Source organism: Streptomyces sp. NPDC057010 (assembly GCF_042673805.1).
Taxonomy (GTDB): domain Bacteria; phylum Actinomycetota; class Actinomycetes; order Streptomycetales; family Streptomycetaceae; genus Streptomyces.
In genome coordinates, this window is record NZ_JBHUSC010000023.1 from 1 (window position 1) to 17674 (window position 17674).

Here is a 17674-nt window from a genome sequence, read left to right on the forward strand (position 1 = left end):
CCGTTGACACGGTGCCGGGGCGGCCTGCGTTGCGTGGGCGGGCTCCCGCCCGGCGGGAGCCCTACGGCTTCGCCGGGGTGGTTTCCAGGGTGGCGGTGATCTTGATTTCCAGGGTCAGGGTGACCTTCTGGGGGGTGGTCAGGCGGAGCGAGTACGTGCCCGGCGGGAGGTCCGCGTCGGTGAAGAGCTCCGGCAGGACGATCTTCCCGTCGGCGGCCGTCTTGGGCAGCGGGAGGGTGAAGACCTTCTTGCCGTCCGCGTCCTTGAAGTACGGGGCCTTCGCGGTCGCCGGGTCCACCGGGACCCACTTGCCGTCCTTGTCCTGGACGACGAGCTCGGCGACGGTCTCCGTGCCCTCGACGGCCTTGCCGCCGGCCGTGGCGAGGACCTCGACGCCCTTGATGCTCGTACCGGCGGCCGCCGACAGCGGCTGCGCGCCGTCCGGGCGGGCCAGCTTGTCCGCGACCGGCTTGGCGGTGACCTTGCCGCTGACGTTGAGCGTGAAGCCGCCGGTCTTGTCGTACGCCGAGATGCGCAGGGTGAAGGTGCCGCCCTGGGGGCCCGCCTTGAGCCCGGGCGCGGCCGCGGTGCCGTCGGCGCCCGTCTTGACCGCCACGGACTTCTCCACGGACTGCGCCGAGGGCTTCCCGAAGCCGGTCCCGCCGGTGGTGTCCTCCTCGACCGTGAAGACGACCTCCTGCCCGACGGCGGGCTTGCCGTCGCTCAGGACCGCCTTGACCTTCGGGGTCTCGGCGAAGTCCGCTCCGGTCTCGGCCGTGAGCCCGGCGCCGCCGAGCAGCGTCAGGTCGGACAGGCGCGGGGCCGGCGTCGGGGTCGGGGTCGGCGTCGGGGTGGGCGTCGGGGTGGGGGTCGGCGTCGGCTTGGGAGTCGGCGTCGGGGTGGGCGTGGGGGTGGGCCGCTGGGTCTGCGGCTGGGGCTGCGGGGTCGGCAGGTTCCCCGGCGGCTGGGTCGGGTAGTTGCCCGCCGGCGGGTTCGGCACCTCGGTGACACCGGCCTGGTACTGCCGCATGTAGCCGAGCACGGTGTTCACGTACTCGCGCGAGTTGTTGTAGCTGAGGATCGCCGCGTCGAGCTTGGCCCCGACCGACAGGTCCCGGTCGCCCGCGCACAGGTAGAGGCCCGCGCCCAGCGCCGCGTCGTAGATGTTGTTCGGGTCCCGCTTGCCGTCACCGTTGCCGTCGGCGCCCCAGGTCCGCCAGGTGGAGGGGATGAACTGGAGCGGGCCGATGGCCCGGTCGTACTCGGTGTCCGCGTCCCACTCGCCCTTGTCGGTGTCGCGGATCTCGGCGAAGCCGTTCCCGTCGAGGCGGGGGCCGCGGATCGGCTTCTCGGTGGAGCCGTCGGCCTTGAGCCCGTAGCCCGAGGCGTGGACGGACTCGACCCGGCCTATGCCCGCGAGCAGCTGCCAGGGCAGTCTGCAGTTGGGGAGCGCGGCGGCCACCGACAACTCGGCTCGCTTGTAGGCGTCGAGGGCGGTCCCGGGTATGCCGCTGGCGCCCTCCGGGACGGTGGCCCCGGTGGCCGGCGGGTCGGCGACCTCGCCGGGCAGGTCCAGCCGGGCGTCACCGCGGTCGGTGGCCTGCGGGCTGTCCGGGGTCGGTTCGGACTCCCCCGCGCCGGCGGTCGACGGATTGGTCACGACCGCGGCGGTGGTCAGGCTGGCCGCGAGGGCGGCCGTGCACAGGACCTTGCGCGAGGTGCTGACGAGGTGACGGTGAAGCGGCTTCACAGTGCGGCGATCCCCCCAGGAGCCGTTCAAAGGCATGCGGCCGGTCGGGCCGTGAATATCCACTGTCTATCAGGTATTCGGATGCGACTTGCCGTCCGCCCGACAGATGTGACGCACCATTCGTCTCGACTTCACCCGGGTCTCCGGCCGAACGGACACGGCCCGTCCCGGCCCGTCCCGGCCCGTCCCTCTTGCCCGAAAAGACACCCGCGCGCCCCGAGTACGGCATTCGTACATTCAGCCGCCACGATGAGCGGCCCTCACATGACCGTATGTAGCTTCGGAATGCCCCATTCCAGCCGCGGCGGCCCTCGTCCCGGCATGCCTGAAGAGAGGTGCCCATGAGGCGCATTCCGCGTATCGGGTCGTGGGAGCCCCCGCCGGGTCGGACCAGGCGCCCGGGCGGCCGGCGCCGGCTCGCGGTCATGGCCCTGGCCGGCCTGCTCGCCCTGTCGACCGCCACGTCGGCGGCCGCCCAGGGGGTGTGGGTGACGGCGCCGGACATGCCGACCGCGCGCGACAAGGTGGCGGGTGCGGCCGCGAAGTGTCCGGAGGGGCTGCGCGGAACCTGCGTGTACGTCATCGGCGGCGAGAACACGGAACCGGAGTCCGTCGAGGGCCGCACCACGTTCGAGGCCTACAGCCCCGCCGCGGGCACCTGGTCCACGCTGCCGCCCCTGAGGGTCGCCCGCTACCAGGCCGCGGCCACGACCGCCCCCTGCCCGGGCGGGGTGGAGGGCGACTGCGTGTACGCCCTCGGCGGCTACGGCACTTCCGGTGCGGCCCTGGACTCCGTGGAGGCGTACAGCACGAAGACCAACGCCTGGCTGACCCTGAAGCCCCTGCTGACCAGGCGCGGGCAGGCAGCGGCGGCCACGGCACCCTGCCCCGACGGGCTCGGGCTCCGGGGGACCTGCGTGTACGTCTTCGGAGGCTTCAACGGCAGCACCCTCGGCACGGTGGAGGCGTACAGCCCGGCCACCAACACCTGGGCCACCGTGCACAGCCTCCAGCTGGCCCGCTACGCCCACGGCGGCGCGGCGGCGCCCTGCCCCGGGGAGGGCCACCGCCGCACGTGCGTGTACGCCATCAGCGGTGCGGTCCGCGGCAACATCCGCTCGGTGGAGGCGTACCACCCCGACCTCGACGCATGGTCGTTCGCGGCCGACATTCCGACCAATCGCGCCAACTTCGGCGCGGCGGCGGCCCACTGCCCCGAGGGCATCACCGACGGCTGCGTCTACGCCGTGGGCGGTGAGAACGGCACCAGCAGCCTCTTGAACACCTTCGAGGCCTACACCCCCGTCACCGACGCGTGGGTGACGCTCCCCACGCTCCCCACGGCACGCCGGACCCTGGCCGCGGCCACGGCTCGCTGCCCCAGGAACAAGCACAACGACTGCGTGTACGCCGCGGGCGGCAACGACGGCGCGCCCTCCGCGACCGCCGAGGCCTTCTCGATCGAAGGCAGGCGCGACGAGCAGAAGCCAAAGCCAAAGCCGAAGCCCGCCGCGGAGCCCGCCGCGGCCGCGGAGCCCGCCGCCGAGCCCGCCGCCGCACCCGTGTCCCCGGCGGAACCGGCCGAGGTCCTCCCGGCCGGCGTGCCCGGAGGCGTCCGGTGAACTGGCGCCGGCTCGGCGCCCTGCCCCTGATCCCCCTGCTGGTCCTGGCGACCGCCACGTCGGCGGCCGCGCAGGGGGTGTGGGTGACGGCCCCGACCATGCCGACGGCGCGGACCCTGCTGGGGACCGCGGCCGCCACGTGCCCGCAAGGGCTGCGCGGCACCTGCGTGTACGCCGTCGACGGCGGGGATCCCGCCTTCAACAAGCTGGAGGCGTACAGCCCCGCCTCCGGTGTCTGGGTCACCCTCAAACCCCCGAAGGTGCGCCGCTCCCACGTCGCCGCCACGACGGCGCCGTGCCCCGGCGGGGTGGCGGGCGACTGCGTCTACGCCCTCGGCGGCTTCGGGCCCGGCGGCGCGCCGGCCCTGAACGATGTCGAGGCGTACAGCACCGAGACCGGCACCTGGCTCACCGTGAAGGCCCTGCCGACCAAACGCGGCCAGGCGGCGGCAGCGACGGCGCCCTGCCCCGACCGGGCGGGCCTCAAGGGATCCTGCGTGTACGTCTTCGGAGGCGGCGCCGGCGCCACCCTCCCCACGGTGGAGGCCTTCAGCCCCGCCACCGGCACCTGGGCCACGCTCGCCCCCCTGCAGTCCGCCCGCGCGGGCCACGGCGGCGCGGCCGCACCCTGCCCCGGGGAGGGCCACCGCCGCACGTGCGTGTACGCCATCAGCGGCAACGTCAACGGCAACCCCGCCTCGGTGGAGGCGTACGACCCCGCCCGCGACCAATGGCAGTACGTCGCCGACATCCCGACGCCCCGCGCGGCCTTCGGCACGGCGACCGCCCCCTGCCCCGAGGGCATCGGCGACGGCTGCGTCCACACCGTGGGCGGCACCTCCGTCGCCACCGCGTTCATGGGCACGTACGAGGCCTACATCCCGGTGTCGGACGTCTGGGTGACCCTGCCGGCGCTCCCCGCGCCGCGCCTGGGCCTGGGCTCGGCCGCGGCGCACTGCCCCAAGAACAGGCACAGCACCTGCGTGTACGCCGTCGGCGGCAGCACCGGCCCGACCACGGGGATCACCGAGGCCTTCGCGATCGAGCACCCGCCCGCCCGGCCCGAGGAGGCGCCCCGCGGCTGACCGGGCCGCGTGCGGCTCAGGTGCCGAGCACCCAGTCACGCTGGAGGCGGGCCAGTGCGCCCGCCTCCAGCACCGCGGCCACGTCCGCCATGCTGACTCCGAGCGCTTCCAGGGCGTCCAGCGCCCCCCGCCCCTCCGCGTGCGCGTTCAGCAGCGTGTCGCCCCTCAGCGACACCTGCCTTGCCGCCGTCTCGAACACCTCGGGCGCGGCGGCCTGCGCCGTGTTCCATCCGATGAGCGCGCCCACGTGCCGGGGCCCCGCCGCCGTCCACAACAGCCCCGGGGGCATGGCCCCCGCCGCGCGCAGGACCCGCCACCAGCTGCCCCCGAGCCGCTGCTCGCGGACCCGGTAGATCTGCCGGGCCACCGCCAGGGCCGCCGTACCGTGGGCCGCGGCCGCCTGCATGCCCCGTACGGGCAGTGCCGCGAGGCGCGCGTTCACCTCCGCGTCGAGCAGTCCCACCGGCACCGAGGCCGTGGCCACGATCCCGACGAGGGGCAGTCCGGCCATGAACGCCCGCTCCAGACCGCGGAGTACGGCGTCCAGCACCTCCTGGTACCGCTCGACCGAGAAGATCAGGTCCGCGTCCACGCAGATGCCGATCGACAGGCACTCCTCCAGGGCGACGAGACCGGCCGCCGTCGCGGGAATGCGCATCAGCACGTTCGCCCGGCCCACCTCGCTCCGTCCCGAACGGGCCGCCTCGATCAGGGCCTGCGCATCATCGGCGTAGCGCGGGTCCACGGGCACCGACACCCGCCCGTGGACGCCCTCGCTGGCGTGAAAGACGTCCCGCAGCGCGTCGCAGGACCGGCGAACGGCCGCCGACGAGGCGACGGGGGCCACGACACCCTGGAGGTACGCCGCGTCCACGGCCATGGGATCGGCCTGCGGCCCGGCGAGGAGCGCCACCCCGCTGACGTCGGCCAGCCAGGGCGACACACCCTCCGACGCCAACTGTTTCAGCAGCCCCAGGGCCAGTCGGCTCAACATGGGGCCGAGCGTAGGTCGCGCCACCGCCGGGTCACAGGACCGATACGCGTCAATGTCAGGTCGGCGGCCCGGCCGTCAGGGCGCGTTGATCCCGAGGTTCTGGTTGGTGGTGTTCGTCCCGCCGGGGCTGAGCAGGTTGTTGTTCGTGCTGGTGTTGTTGAAGGCTGTGACGACACCGTCGACGTTGACGGGGAGGATCGAGGTGTCGCCGTCGCCTCCATCACCGTTGCCGCAGCCGTTGCCGGTGATGGTGGTGGGGTCACTCGCCGAGGTCAGGATGCTTTCGGCGGGCTCGCTGACGGTGATGGTGTTGGTGACGACGCCGCAGGGAGCGTCGGGGGCGACGTCCAGGGTGATGTCGAGCGTCACGGCCGAGTTGGCGGCGAAGGTGGCCACGCAGACGAACCCTGTCTCCCCGAACAACGGGGGGTCACACACAGCAGAGCTGCCGCCGGTCGGAAAGACGTGGTCGACGATCGAATTGAGCGTGAGTCCCTGCGGATAGTTGTCCGAGATGGTCACCGGACCTGTGGTCGCCGTGCCGGTGTTGCTCATCACGATGTGGTAGACCCCCTGCCCGCCCCGGACGAAGTTCCCCGTGTGGGACTTCGTCACGTGCAGGTTCGCCACGGCATGCGCGGGGGTGGCGCCGGTGGCGAGCGGCAGGGCAATGCTCAGCCCGAGGACGGCTCCGAGGGCGGACAACCGTCGCCTCAGCGTGTGCAGGAACATAGTCGGCTTCTCCTGTCGGGTGGTGGTTCGCCAGAGACTCCTGGCACTACCGCAACGCCCCGCGCGCTGCGTCAGCACGGCGTGCGGTGCCCGCTTCACCCGTTCGCCCCGACACCTGGACGGGCATTCACCCCGACGGTCAGTCACCCCCGGGACCGGCAGTGGCGCCGGCCCCGTCGCCGTGGCGGCGATGGCCCCCCCAATCCCTGGAGCCCGGCTTGGACATGGGGCCAACCGTCAGGGTGCGTTGATCCCGAGGTTCTGGCGGGTGGTGTTCGTCGCCCCGGGGCTGAGCAGGTTGTTGTTCGTGCTGATGTTGTTGAACGGCGTGACGACCCCGTTGAGGGTGACGGGAAGGATCGACGTGCCGCCGTCTCCGTCGCCGTCGGAGCAGCCGGTGCCAGTGACGGTCGTGGGGTCACTCGCCGAGACCAGGATGCCTTCTGCCTGCTCACTGGCGGTGACGGTGTTGGGGACGACGCCGCAGGGAGCGTCAGCAGCAACATCCAAGGTGAGGTCGATGGTCACGGCCGTGTTGGCGTCGAAGAGGACCGAGCAGACGATTCCTGTCTCCTCCTGCACCGGGCAGCTGAAGGCGACGCCAGTGGTCGGGAAGCCCTGAACAATGACTCCTCCGTTCAAAGTGAGCCCCTGTGGAAAGTCATCCCTGACGATCACCTCGTCGGCGGTCGGATCGCCGGTGTTGCTGATCGTGATGTGGTAGGTCCCCTGCCCGCCCCGGACGAAGTTCCCCGTGTGGGACTTCGTCACGTGCAGGTTGGCCACGGCGTATGCCGGGGTGGCACCGCTGGTGAGCGGCAGGGCAATGCTCAGTCCGAGGACAGCCGTGAGGGCGGACATCCGTCGCCTCAGCGTGTGCATGAACATGGTCGGCATCTCCTGTCGGGTGGTGGTTCGCCAGGGATTCCTGGCAGTACCGCAACGCCCCGCTCACGGCGTCATCACGGCATGCCGTGCCCGCTTCACCCGTTCGCCCCGGCATCAAGGGATGCGTTCACCCCGCTGGTCGCCCCAGGGAAGGCCGTCAGGGCGCGTTGATCCCGAGGCTCTGGTGGGTGGTGTTCGTCGCGCCGGGGCTGAGCAGGTTGTTGTTCGTGCTGATGTTGTTGAACAGCGTGACGACCCCGCTCAGGTTGACGGGGAGGATCGAGGTGCCGCCGCCTCCATTGCCGTTGCCGTCACCGCAGCCGGCGCCGGTGATGGTCGCGTTGTCGCTCGCCGAGGTCTGGATGTCGTCGGCAGGTGCACTGACGGTGACTGTGTTGGTGACGGCGCCGCAGGGCGCGTCAGAGGCGATGTCCAGGGTGACATCGAACGTCCAGGACGAGTTGGCGACGAAGTTCAGCTCGCAGACGAACCCTGTCTCCGAGGTAACCGGGACCGGGCACGGACCGCTGACGCCGTCGGTCGGGTTCGGGTTGACCGCGCCGTCGGCGAACGTGAGTCCCTGCGGATAGTTGTCTGTGATGGTCACCGTCCCGGTGGTCGGCGAGCCGGTGTTGCTGACCACGATGTGGTAGACCACCTGCCCGCCCCGGACGAAGCTCCCCGTGTGGGACTTCGTCACGTGCAGCTCGGCCGCGGCGTATGCCGGGGTGGCCCCGGTGGTCAGCGGCAGGGCAATGGTCAGTCCGAGGACGGCCCCGAGGGCGGACATCCGGCGCCTCAGCGTGTGCCTGAACATGGTCGGCTTCTCCTGTCGGGTGGTTCGAGAGGGACTCCTGCCAGTACCGCAACACACTGCGCGCACCGTTCCTCCGCCATGCCGTGGCCACTTCACCCGTTCGCCCCGGCATCAGCGGACGCGTTCACCCCGCTGGTCGCCGCCCGGGCCGTCACCTCGGCCCACACCGTCTTGCCCGGCACCCTCGGCGCCACCCCCCACTCGCGCACCAGCTCCCGTACGACCGTCAGCCCGCGCCCGCCCTCCGCGAGGGCCGGGGCGGGCGCGTCCATCGGCGCCTTGTCCCCGCAGGTGTCGCTCACCATCACCCGCACCGTCCGCCGCCCGTCGTACGCCATCCGCAGCTCGAAGTCCCGCCCGGCCACCCGCCCGTGCAGCACGGCATTGGCGGCCAGTTCGGCGACGACGAGCACGACGTCGTCGGACAGCTCGCAGCCGTACGGCACCCCCCACAGGTCCAGCTGCGCCTGCGCCAGCCGGCGGGCGAGGCGGGCGCCCCGGGGCGTCGAGCTGAAGCGCTGACTGAAGTCCAGTGCCATGTCACTCAATTCGGTCGTCACCTCACCGAGCGTGGTCGGCCCGCCGTACGCTTTCCAGTAGTCCCGGCGTGACGCGGATCCGCTGTAGGGATGCCGACGTGTGCGTGTACGGCTTGTACGGACGAGGGCGGTTCACCGTATGAACGACCTGTCAGACCGCGAAGAACGACCCGAGCGCCCGGTGGAGGCGGACGGGACGGCTCACCTCTTCCACACCCTGCGCAAACAGATCAAGCTCCTGCGCGAGGCCGCGGGGATGTCCCAGAAGGAACTGGCGGCCCGCCTCAACGTCAGCGAGGACCTGATCGGCGCCATTGAGCGGGGCGTACGGATTCCGCAGCCGGACCTGCTGGAGCGGGCGGACAAGGTGCTCGGAGCGCGGGGGCTCCTGCTGGTGGCGATCCCGGACGTCAAGGAGGCCCTGAAGAAGGTACGGACCCGACATCCGGACTGGTTCCGGGATTACGCCACGGCGGAGGCTGCGTCCCAGGCCTTGCATGAGTATGGGTACCAGGCAGTCCCGGGCCTGTTGCAGACGGAACGCCATGCGCGGGAAATCTTCGCCCAGCGCCGCCCACTGCTAGACGAGGCCACGATCGAGAAGCGGGTCCAGGACCGGCTCTCCCGCCAGCAGATCTTCGAACGCTGGCCGTCACCCACCTTCAGCTTTATCCTCGACCAGAACCTGCTGGAACGGCAGGTCGGCGGACCCGACATTCACCAAGAGCAGCTCCAACGCTTCCTGCACATTGGCCGGTTGCGCACGGTGGAACTCCAAGTGATGCCATACGCGCGCGGTGCTCATGCGGCGATGGACGGAGCCTTCACCCTTCTCCACCCCAAGGGCCGCCAGCAGATCGCGTACTACGAGATGTACGGCCGTCCGCATCTGATCACCGACCCTGATCAGGTCCGCATCATGGCCGATCGCTGTGGGATCATCCGGGCACAGGCGCTCGCGCCAGACGAGTCCCTCGCCCTGATCGAGAAGACGCTGGGAGAAACACGATGAACACCCTGGCCTGGTTCAAGAGCAGCTACAGCACCGGTGAGGGCGGCAACTGTATCGAAGTGGCCTACGCCTGGCGGAAGTCGACCTACAGCGACGGGGAGGGCGGCAACTGCGTCGAGGTAGCCACCTGCCCCACCACCATCCACGTCCGCGACTCCAAGGTGACGGCCGGTCCCGAGCTGGCGGTGGCCCCCGCCACCTGGAGTGCGTTCCTCGGCGGAATCACCGGCTGAACAGGGCCTCGATCTCGGCCGCGTACCGCTCCGCGACCGCTCGGCGGCGCAGCTTCAGGGTCGGGGTCAGCGTGCCCGCGTCGATGGTGAAGTCCTCGGCCAGGATCCGGAACGCACGGATCCGGGCCGGGCGGGAGACCGACTCGTTGGCCTCCGTCACCGCCGTCTCGACCAGGGCGCGGACCGCCGGGTGGTCGGCGGGGATCGGCCCCGGGTCGAGGCCCTCGCGCGCCGCCCAGGCCGTGATCTCCTCCGCGTCCAGGGTGATCAGGGCCACCGGGTGCGGGCGGCGGTCGCCGATGAGGACCGCGCGGGAGACGTAGCGGGAGCGCTGGACGGCGAACTCGACCTCGGTCGGGGTGATGTTCTTCCCGGCCGAGGTGATGATCAGCTCCTTCTTGCGGCCGGTGATGGTGAGGTAGCCGTCGGCGTCCAGCTCGCCCAGGTCGCCCGTGTGCAGCCAGCCCTCGGGGTCGAGGGCTTCGGCCGTCGCGGACGGGTTCGCGTGGTAGCCGGGGAAGACCATCGGGCCGCGGGCCAGCACCTCCCCGTCCTCCGCGATCCGCACCTCGCAGCCGTCGATGGGGCGGCCGACCGTGCCGTAGCGGACCGCCCCGGGGTGGTTGAGGGAGATGACCCCGCCCGACTCGGTCATCCCGTAGCCCTCGAACACCGAGATCCCGCAGGCCCGCAGGAAGTCCAGGGTCGCCGGGGCGATGGGGGCGCCGCCGGTCAGCGCCCACTTCAGCCGGCCCCCGAACGCTCCCCTGACCAGGGAGTAGAGGGCCTTGTCCGCGGTCTCGTACTCCTCCCGCCGGGATTCCGGCAGCCGTCCCTCCGCTGCCAGCACGCCCAGCCGTACGGCCTCCTCGAAGCGCTCGCGGCCGCCCTCCCCCGCCTCGGCCAGCGTGAGCACCACCGAGTGCAGCTTCTCGAACAGGCGCGGCACCGAGGGCAGATGGGTGGGTCGTACGGTGCCCAGTTCCGCGAGCACGTCCTCGATCCGGCCCCCGAAATAGCAGAGCTCCCCGCCCTCCAGCAGGGTCGTGAACTGGATCAGCTGCGCCAGCAGGTGCGCGAGCGGGAGGTAGAGGTACGTGGAGTCGCCCGGGCCGCCGCTGATCAGCGGGAGGGTCGCGTCCTGGATGGCGCCCAGGTTGCCGTGGGTGAGGCGGCAGCCCTTCGGCAGGCCCGTGGTCCCCGAGGTGTAGACGATCGACGCGTCCTCGGCCGGGGTGACGGCCGCCGCCCGGGCGAGGAGTTCGGCCTCCGGGGCCGGGTCGGGCAGGGCCGGCAGCCCGTCCATCAGGACCACCGCCCGCAGCGCGGGCAGCTTCGCCCGCAGCGCCTCGACCCGGGCCGCCTGCGCCGCGTCGTCGCACACCACGGCCACCGCCTCCGAGTCGGACAGCACCCAGGCGACCTCCTCGTCGCCCGCCGTCGGGTAGACGGGCACGAGGACCGCGCCGGCCGCCAGCACCCCGAAGTGCGTGTACGTCCACTGCGGCCGGGTCTCGGCCAGTACCGCCACCCGCTCCCCGGCGGCGACCCCCAGCCCGAGCAGCGCCCGCCCGACGGCCCGTACCTCCGCGGCGAGCTCGGCGTACGTCCGGGTCTCCCAGCGGTCGCTGCCGCCGGGCTCCCGGAAGCGGAGGGCCGTTTCCGTCCCGTACCGCTCCTCGGTCCACTGGGTGAACCGCGCCAGCGTGCTCGGCCGAGCGTCGATGTCCATCGCATGCCCTCCCGGGAGTTGGTGACTCCCGACGCTAGGCAGGCCGCGCGGCCGGGCGGCATGACCGGAAGCGTCAGCCGGGCTGGCCGCAGCGCTCATACCCGTATCGCGCGGCGGCGCGGAGGGCTACCGTCTTGACCCATGGGGAGGCGGACGGTCACCGTGCACCACGTGCGTGCCGTGCTCGCGGGGGCCCGCGGGAGCGGGATCGACACCGTGCCGCTGCTCCAGGAGGCGCAGATCCCGCCGCTGCTGCTGGGCGACGACCGGGCCCGGGTCACACCGGCGCAGTTCGCGCGGCTCTTCCGGGCGCTGTACCGGGTCACGCAGGACGAGTTCCTCGGCCTGGGCGCGGTCCCGAGCCGCCCCGGGACCTTCGCGATGATGTGCCACGCCTCGCTCGGCTGCCGCGACCTGGGCGCGGCGACGCGGCGGGCGGCCGCCTTCTACGGCCTGTTCCCGGGCGGCCCGGAGCTGGGGCTGGAGGTGTCCGGCTCCGAGGCCCGCTTCACGGTCCGCAATGACTTCGCCCGCGACGAGGAACGTTTCCTCACGGAATGCGTGCTGGCGATCTGGCACCGCCTGAGCAGCTGGCTGATCGGCCGCCGCATCCCCCTCACCCACGCCGCCTTCTCCTACCCTCCGCCGCCGCACGAGGACGAGTACGCCCCGCTCTTCGACTGCCCGGTCCGCTTCGGTGAGGCGGTGACCGGCGCGGCCTTCGACGCGCGGTGGCTGACGGCTCCGCTCGTACGGGACGAGGCCGCGCTCGACGCGATGCTGCGCCGCGCCCCCTTCGACCTGCTGTCCCGGCCGGAGTACGGGACCACGGTCGCGGAACAGGTCCGCCGCACCCTGACCCAGCGCCTGCGCACCACACCGCGCCTGCCGGCGCTCGGGGAGGTGGCGGGCCTGCTGGCGGTGTCCCCCGCGACCCTCCGCCGCAGGCTCCAGCAGGAGGGCACCTCCTTCCAGCAACTGAAGGACCACGTCCGCCGCGACGCGGCCATCGCGGGCCTCGCGGAGAGCGCCGAACCGATCGCGGACCTGGCAACCCGCCTCGGCTTCTCGGAGGACACGGCCTTCCACCGCGCCTTCCGCCGCTGGACGGGCACCACCCCGGGCGCGTACCGCGGCGCGTCGGCGGGTTAGCCCACCCCGGCGGGGCCCCTGGGGCTCCGCCCCAGACCCCGCGCCTCAAACGCCGGCGAGGCTGGATGTGCCCGCCCGGGCACGCGGGCGCGGCTACGAGACCGGAGCCGGCCCCGGGTGCGGCACGGGACCCTGCCGCGCCCGGCCAGGAAAGGTGAGCTGCGCGGTCAGCGACCTCCCTACCGGTCGGTCACTACCTTCGGGTCACCCACCCCCACACGGACCGTTCTTGGGAGAGCCGCCCATGCGCATCCGCAGCACCGCCCTCGCCGCCGCCCTGGTCTTCGCCGCCTGGGTCCCCGTCTCCGCCGCGCGGGCGGACGAGGCCGGGCCCGGCGACATCGTCAGCAGTGCCCCCTCCGCCTTCCACCCCCTCCCCGGCCAGCCCACCAACACCAAGGCCTGGAAGATCCACTACCGCTCCACCACCGCCGACGGCGCCCCCAACACCGTCTCCGGCACCGTCATCGTCCCCCAGGACGGCCGCACCGGCCCCCGCCCCCTCGTCACCTACGCCGTCGGCACCGTCGGCATGGGCGACTCCTGCGCGCCGAGCAACAACCTCCCGTACGGCACCGCCATGGAGGCCAACCTCATCCAGCAGCTCACCCTGCGCGGCTGGGCCGTGGTCGTCACCGACTACGAGGGCCTCGGCACCCCGGGCGTGCACACCTACACCGTCGGCCCCTCCGCCGGTCACGCCATGCTCGACGCCGCCCGCGCCGCCACCCGCCTGCCGGAGGCCGGGCTCGCGGCGGACACGCCCGTCGGCATCATGGGCTACTCCCAGGGCGGCCAGGCGGCGAGCTGGGCCGCCGAGCTGCAGGGCTCGTACGCCCCCGAGCTGAAGGTCAAGGGCACCGCGACCGGCGGCGTGCCCGCCGACCTGATGAAGGTGGCCGAGTTCAACAACGGCTCCTACGGCTCCGGCCTCATCTTCATGGCGGCCGCCGGCCAGGACGCGGCCTTTCCCGAGCTGAAGCTGGACTCCTACCTCAACCCGGCCGGCAAGGCCCTGGTTGCCGGGATGAAGGAGAACTGCGTCGCCATCGACGCCATCGGCGGCTCCTTCAAGCGGATCTCCGACCTCACCACCCGCGACCCGCTCGCCCAGCCCGACTGGCAGGCCCGGCTGAACCAGAGCCGGCTCGGCCGGACCGCCCCGGCCGCGCCGGTGCACCAGTACCACGCGCTCGGCGACGAGTTGATCCCGTACGGGGTCGGACGGCAACTGCGCTCCGAGTGGTGCGGGAAGGGCGCGGACGTCGAGTTCGACACCATCTGGGTCGGCGAACACGTCAGCGGCGTGATCACCCACTCCCTGGCGGCCGGGAACTGGCTCGCGGACCGCTTCGCCGGCCGCCCCACGCACCCCAACTGCTAGCCAGCCGCCCGCTCCCTCACTCCCCGGCGGGACAGGCCCGAGTCCCGCCGGGCAGCCGCCCGTCGATGAGGAAGCCGTCCACGTACGCGCGCACGCAGGGCGAGGCGGCGTAGCCGGTGTGCCCGTCGCCCTTGTAGTCCACGATGACCGCCGAGCCGAGCCGCTCGGCGGTCTCCTCCGTCCACTCGTACGGGGTCGCCGGGTCGCCGCGGGTACCGACCAGCATCATCCGCGGGGCGCCCGGGTGGTCGATCCTGCGGATGAAGTCGCTGCCGGCGGGGCGCCCGTAGCAGGCGAGGACCGTCATCAGCTGGCGCGGCCCGAAGATCGGCGAGGCCTTGAGGAACTCGTCCCGCAAACCGGCCAGTTCCTCCTTGATCGCCGCCGGGGAGGCCTTCTCGATGGACCGGTCCGGATCGTCCGCGCAGTTCACGGCGGCGAGGGCGGCGGCCCCGTTGTCGGCGGGCACACGGCCGGGGCCGGTGCCGGCGGGGCCGGTGCCGTCTCCGGTCGGGCCGCCGAGCTGGAGCAGCCCCACCGGGTCGTGCCGCTCTTCGGCCATCTTCAGCGCCTCCGCGAGATCGGGCCACGTGCTCTTCGCGTACAGGGCGCTGCCGATGGCCGCGACGGCGTCCTGCCCCGTCACGTACGAGCCGTCGTCGCCGATCAGGGGCTCCTCGTCGAGCCGCGCCACCAGGGCGTCGACCTTCTCCCGGGCGCTGCGGGTGTTCGTCCCGTAGACGCAGCCCGTCGGCCGGTGGGTGCACCAGGCCAGGAAGTTGTCCAGCGCCCGCTGCTGCCCGCGCGCCGATACGAGGGCCTGCTCGGCGAGCGGCTCGGTGAGGGTGTCGACGCCGTCGAGGACCATGCGGCCCGTCGTGTCGGGGAACTGGGCGGCGTACACGGCGCCGAGCCGGGTCCCGTAGGAGAAGCCGAGGTAGTTGAGCTTGCGGTCGCCCAGGGCCTGGCGCAGCAGGTCCATGTCGCGGGAGACGTTCACGGTGCCGACGTACGGGAGGACGGGCCCGGAGGCGCGTTCGCAGCGCTTGACGGCGGCGCGGAGGGCGGCGAGCTGGGCGGCGGCGCCGTCGCCCTGGCCGGCGCCGCCCTCCGAGGGGCCGGCGCAGGAGATCGGATCGCTGTGGCCGACCCCGCGGGGGTCGAAGGCGACGAGGTCGTAGCGCTCGCCGAGGTCGGCGAAGAGGGTGGGGTCGGCGGCGAGGCCCGCTATGCCGGGGGCGCCGGGGCCGCCGAAGTTCAGGAGGAGGGAGCCGAGGCGCCGGTGGGGGTCGGTGGCGGGGATGCGGGCGAGGGCGAGGGTGACGGTTCCCTTGGCGGGGGCGGCGTGGTCGAGGGGCACGGGGAGGGTGCCGCAGCGCATTGCCGCGGGCACCGGCGCCTCTGGGCAGGGGCCCCAGTGGATCCCTGCGGGGCGGGGTGCGGGTGGGGGTGCGGGGGCGGGTGCGGCGCCGAGCGCCGTCAGAGCCACGAGGCAGGCGGCCCCGATCCCCCCGAATCGATGGGTACGGGCCACGACACGCTCCTCGGGCGACCCCCGAACCGTCCACCCACCATAAGCGCGCCCCGCGGCCCCCGCCCGTCCGGCCGCTGCCGAGCCCTGCGGGGCTTGTCCCCTACCCGCCCTTCCACCGTTCCCTGGGGCTCCGCCCCAGACCCCGCTCCTCAAACGCCGGAGGGGCTATAGATAGCCCCGCCGGCGTTTGAGGCGCGGGGGTCCGGGGGCGGAGCCCCGGAAGCGGCGGCCGGGGTCGCAAGCCCCGGTTTCGGGAAGGGGCGGGGTGGGGGACCGGCTCCGCGCAGCGGCCCGGGCCGGTCAGGGTTCGCGGGGGCCGCGGTAGAGGGTGTCTATTTCGGGGGCGTAGTCGCGCAGGATGGCGGCCCGCTTCAGTTTCAGGGACGGGGTCAGGTGACCCCGGGCCTCCGTGAAGTCGCCCGGGAGGACGACGAACCGCCGGATCGACTCCGCCCGTGACACCAGCCGGTTCGCCTCGTCCACGGCCCGCTGCAACTCGGCGCGCAGCGACTCGTCCCCCACCAGCTCCCTCATCGGCACCCCGGTCTTCCTGTGCATCGCCCGCCAGTGCGCCAGCCCGTCCGGTTCCAGGGTGATCAGCGCCGTGATGTACGGCCGGTTGTCGCCGACCACCATGCACTGCCCGACCAGCGGGTGGGCCCGCAGCCAGTCCTCCAGCGGGGCCGGAGCCACGTTCTTGCCGCCGGAGGTGATGATCAGGTCCTTCTTGCGGCCGGTGATGGTGAGGTAGCCGTCGGCGTCGAGCTCCCCGATGTCGCCGGTGGCCAGCCAGCCGCCCGGCGGGACGGCCTGCGCCGTGTTCCAGTAGCCCGCGAAGACGTGCCGCCCGCCCAGCAGCACCTCCCCGTCGTCGGCGATCCGTACGGCCGTGCCCGGGAGCGGCCAGCCCACCGTGCCGAGGCGGGGCCGCTGCGGCGGGGTCACGGTGCTGGCGCCGGTCGTCTCCGTGAGCCCGTAGCCCTCGAAGACCTCGATGCCAGCGCCGGTGTAGAACGCGGCGAGCCGCCGCCCCAGCGGGGATCCGCCGCTGAGGATGTACCGGACGCGGCCGCCGAGCGCGGCCCGGATCCGGCGGTAGACGAGCGGTTCGTACAGCGCCCGCGCGGCCCGCAGCCCGAGCCCCGGCCGCTTGCCCGGGGCGCACTCGCCGATGCGCCGGGCGATGCGGGCGGCCCGGTCGAAGGAGGAGGCCCGGCCCATCGTCTCGGCGGTGGCGCGGCCGGTGTTGTAGACCTTCTCCAGGACGTAGGGGATGGCGAGGAGGAACGTCGGCCGGAAGCCTGCGAGGTCGGCGAGGAGGTCCTCGGTACGGATGCTCGGCGCGTGTCCGAGCTTGACGCGGGCCCGCATGCAGCCGACGGCCACCATCCGCCCGAACACGTGCGACAGCGGCAGGAAGAGCAGCGTGGACGCCGGGTCCTTGCTCACCGACTTGAAGACGGGGTGCAGCAGCTCCACCGCGTTGTCGACCTCGGCGAAGAAGTTGGCGTGGGTGATCACGCACCCCTTGGGCTGTCCGGTGGTGCCCGAGGTGTAGATCAGGGTCGCGACGGTTTCCGGCGTACGGGCGGCGAGCCGCTGGTGGACCACCGCGTCGGGCAGGTGCTCCCCGGCCTTGGCCAGCCGGGCCACCGCGCCCGTGTCGAACTCCCACAGGTGTGCCAGCCAGGGCAGGTTGACCCGCTCCGCGCTGATGAGGCGGGCCTGCACGGTGTCCTCGACGGCGCAGGCGACGGCGCCGGAGTCGTGGATGATCCAGCGTGCCTGGAGCGCGGAGGAGGTCGGGTAGATGGGCACGGTGACGAGGCCTGCGGCCCATCCGGCGAAGTCCAGCAGGGTCCACTCGTAGGTGGTCCGCGCCATGATCGCCAGCCGGTCCCCCTCGCGCAGCCCCTCGGCGATGAGCCCCTTGGCGACGGCGAGCACCTCCGCCGCGAACTCGGCGGCCGTGACGTCGCGCCAGGACCCGTCGCGCTCCTTGCGGGCGAGTACGGGCTCGCCGGGGGCCTGGCGGGCGTTGTCGAAGGGGATGTCCCCGAGGGAGCCCCTGCCCGGCAGCGCCGCCAGCGCGGGTGTCCGTACCTCGCGCACGCGCCCGTCGATCACGGTCTTGACGGGCTCGACCGCGGCGGGCTTCCCGGGCTTCGTGGCCTTGACCAGGCTCGATTCGGCTGCCACG

At 72.8% G+C, this 17674-nt stretch carries 15 protein-coding genes; 6 read left to right on the forward strand and 9 right to left on the reverse strand.

What is annotated here, in order from left to right; translation table 11 throughout:
- Positions 1-61: 61 nt before the first annotated feature.
- Positions 62-1750, reverse strand: coding sequence for a lytic transglycosylase domain-containing protein (locus tag ACFTXQ_RS20065; RefSeq protein ID WP_382642515.1), 1689 nt, complete (start codon positions 1748-1750; stop codon positions 62-64).
- 341 nt (positions 1751-2091) lie between these two features.
- Between ACFTXQ_RS20065 and ACFTXQ_RS20070 the strand changes: the two genes are divergently transcribed.
- Complete coding sequence (locus tag ACFTXQ_RS20070; RefSeq protein ID WP_382642517.1) at positions 2092-3372, forward strand: Kelch repeat-containing protein; 1281 nt, start codon at positions 2092-2094, stop codon at positions 3370-3372.
- Positions 3369-4457, forward strand: a complete 1089-nt coding sequence (locus ACFTXQ_RS20075; RefSeq protein ID WP_382642519.1) for a Kelch repeat-containing protein — start codon at positions 3369-3371, stop codon at positions 4455-4457. Before ACFTXQ_RS20070 ends, ACFTXQ_RS20075 begins: the two co-directional genes overlap by 4 nt.
- 16 nt (positions 4458-4473) lie before the next feature.
- On the opposite strand, the gene ACFTXQ_RS20080 is transcribed toward ACFTXQ_RS20075, so the two are convergent.
- From ACFTXQ_RS20080 to ACFTXQ_RS20100, 5 genes are all read right to left on the reverse strand, one after another.
- Positions 4474-5451: a transaldolase family protein gene (locus ACFTXQ_RS20080; RefSeq protein ID WP_382642521.1), complete on the reverse strand. Its 978-nt coding sequence runs from the start codon at positions 5449-5451 to the stop codon at positions 4474-4476.
- A 75-nt stretch (positions 5452-5526) separates the two neighbouring features.
- Complete coding sequence (locus ACFTXQ_RS20085; RefSeq protein WP_382642523.1) at positions 5527-6183, reverse strand: hypothetical protein; 657 nt, start codon at positions 6181-6183, stop codon at positions 5527-5529.
- Positions 6184-6420: 237 nt separating this feature from the next.
- Positions 6421-7080 carry a hypothetical protein gene (locus tag ACFTXQ_RS20090; RefSeq protein ID WP_382642525.1) on the reverse strand — a complete coding sequence of 220 codons (660 nt, stop codon included), beginning with the start codon at positions 7078-7080 and terminating at the stop codon, positions 6421-6423.
- A gap of 148 nt (positions 7081-7228) precedes the next feature.
- Positions 7229-7888 carry a hypothetical protein gene (locus ACFTXQ_RS20095; RefSeq protein ID WP_382642527.1) on the reverse strand — a complete coding sequence of 220 codons (660 nt, stop codon included), beginning with the start codon at positions 7886-7888 and terminating at the stop codon, positions 7229-7231.
- Between the two features lie 92 nt (positions 7889-7980).
- Positions 7981-8448 (reverse strand): ATP-binding protein, encoded by a 468-nt coding sequence (locus tag ACFTXQ_RS20100; protein WP_382642529.1) that lies wholly within the window; start codon positions 8446-8448, stop codon positions 7981-7983.
- A 118-nt stretch (positions 8449-8566) separates the two neighbouring features.
- On the opposite strand from ACFTXQ_RS20100, the gene ACFTXQ_RS20105 reads away from it, so the two are divergent.
- The gene (locus tag ACFTXQ_RS20105) at positions 8567-9439 is read left to right on the forward strand and encodes a Scr1 family TA system antitoxin-like transcriptional regulator (RefSeq protein ID WP_382642531.1); all 873 of its coding nucleotides are present in this window, start codon (positions 8567-8569) and stop codon (positions 9437-9439) included.
- Complete coding sequence (locus tag ACFTXQ_RS20110) at positions 9436-9672, forward strand: DUF397 domain-containing protein (RefSeq protein ID WP_382642533.1); 237 nt, start codon at positions 9436-9438, stop codon at positions 9670-9672. The genes ACFTXQ_RS20105 and ACFTXQ_RS20110 overlap by 4 nt, the downstream gene beginning before the upstream one ends.
- On the opposite strand, the gene ACFTXQ_RS20115 is transcribed toward ACFTXQ_RS20110, so the two are convergent.
- A complete protein-coding gene (locus ACFTXQ_RS20115; RefSeq protein ID WP_382642535.1) occupies positions 9662-11404 on the reverse strand; it encodes an AMP-dependent synthetase/ligase in 1743 nt (580 codons plus the stop codon). The genes ACFTXQ_RS20110 and ACFTXQ_RS20115 overlap by 11 nt on opposite strands.
- 141 nt (positions 11405-11545) lie before the next feature.
- Here ACFTXQ_RS20115 and ACFTXQ_RS20120 point away from each other — a divergent pair, with 141 nt between their 5' ends.
- Positions 11546-12556, forward strand: a complete 1011-nt coding sequence (locus ACFTXQ_RS20120; RefSeq protein ID WP_382642537.1) for an AraC family transcriptional regulator — start codon at positions 11546-11548, stop codon at positions 12554-12556.
- A 244-nt stretch (positions 12557-12800) separates the two neighbouring features.
- Positions 12801-13940 carry a lipase family protein gene (locus ACFTXQ_RS20125; RefSeq protein WP_382642539.1) on the forward strand — a complete coding sequence of 380 codons (1140 nt, stop codon included), beginning with the start codon at positions 12801-12803 and terminating at the stop codon, positions 13938-13940.
- Positions 13941-13956: 16 nt separating this feature from the next.
- On the opposite strand, the gene ACFTXQ_RS20130 is transcribed toward ACFTXQ_RS20125, so the two are convergent.
- Complete coding sequence (locus ACFTXQ_RS20130; protein WP_382642541.1) at positions 13957-15333, reverse strand: alpha/beta hydrolase; 1377 nt, start codon at positions 15331-15333, stop codon at positions 13957-13959.
- Between the two features lie 441 nt (positions 15334-15774).
- Positions 15775-17673 carry an AMP-dependent synthetase/ligase gene (locus ACFTXQ_RS20135; RefSeq protein WP_382642542.1) on the reverse strand — a complete coding sequence of 633 codons (1899 nt, stop codon included), beginning with the start codon at positions 17671-17673 and terminating at the stop codon, positions 15775-15777.
- Position 17674 lies beyond the last annotated feature (1 nt).

Bases quoted from the DNA above. Each gene is read 5' to 3' on its own strand.
- ACFTXQ_RS20105 (WP_382642531.1), top strand. From the start codon at position 8,567: ATGAACGACCTGTCAGACCGCGAAGAACGACCCGAGCGCCCGGTGGAG.
- ACFTXQ_RS20070 (WP_382642517.1), top strand. From the start codon at position 2,092: ATGAGGCGCATTCCGCGTATCGGGTCGTGGGAGCCCCCGCCGGGTCGG.
- ACFTXQ_RS20090 (WP_382642525.1), bottom strand. From the start codon at position 7,080: ATGCCGACCATGTTCATGCACACGCTGAGGCGACGGATGTCCGCCCTC.
- ACFTXQ_RS20125 (WP_382642539.1), top strand. From the start codon at position 12,801: ATGCGCATCCGCAGCACCGCCCTCGCCGCCGCCCTGGTCTTCGCCGCC.
- ACFTXQ_RS20085 (WP_382642523.1), bottom strand. From the start codon at position 6,183: ATGTTCCTGCACACGCTGAGGCGACGGTTGTCCGCCCTCGGAGCCGTC.
- ACFTXQ_RS20120 (WP_382642537.1), top strand. From the start codon at position 11,546: ATGGGGAGGCGGACGGTCACCGTGCACCACGTGCGTGCCGTGCTCGCG.
- ACFTXQ_RS20095 (WP_382642527.1), bottom strand. From the start codon at position 7,888: ATGTTCAGGCACACGCTGAGGCGCCGGATGTCCGCCCTCGGGGCCGTC.
- ACFTXQ_RS20110 (WP_382642533.1), top strand. From the start codon at position 9,436: ATGAACACCCTGGCCTGGTTCAAGAGCAGCTACAGCACCGGTGAGGGC.
- ACFTXQ_RS20115 (WP_382642535.1), bottom strand. From the start codon at position 11,404: ATGGACATCGACGCTCGGCCGAGCACGCTGGCGCGGTTCACCCAGTGG.
- ACFTXQ_RS20080 (WP_382642521.1), bottom strand. From the start codon at position 5,451: ATGTTGAGCCGACTGGCCCTGGGGCTGCTGAAACAGTTGGCGTCGGAG.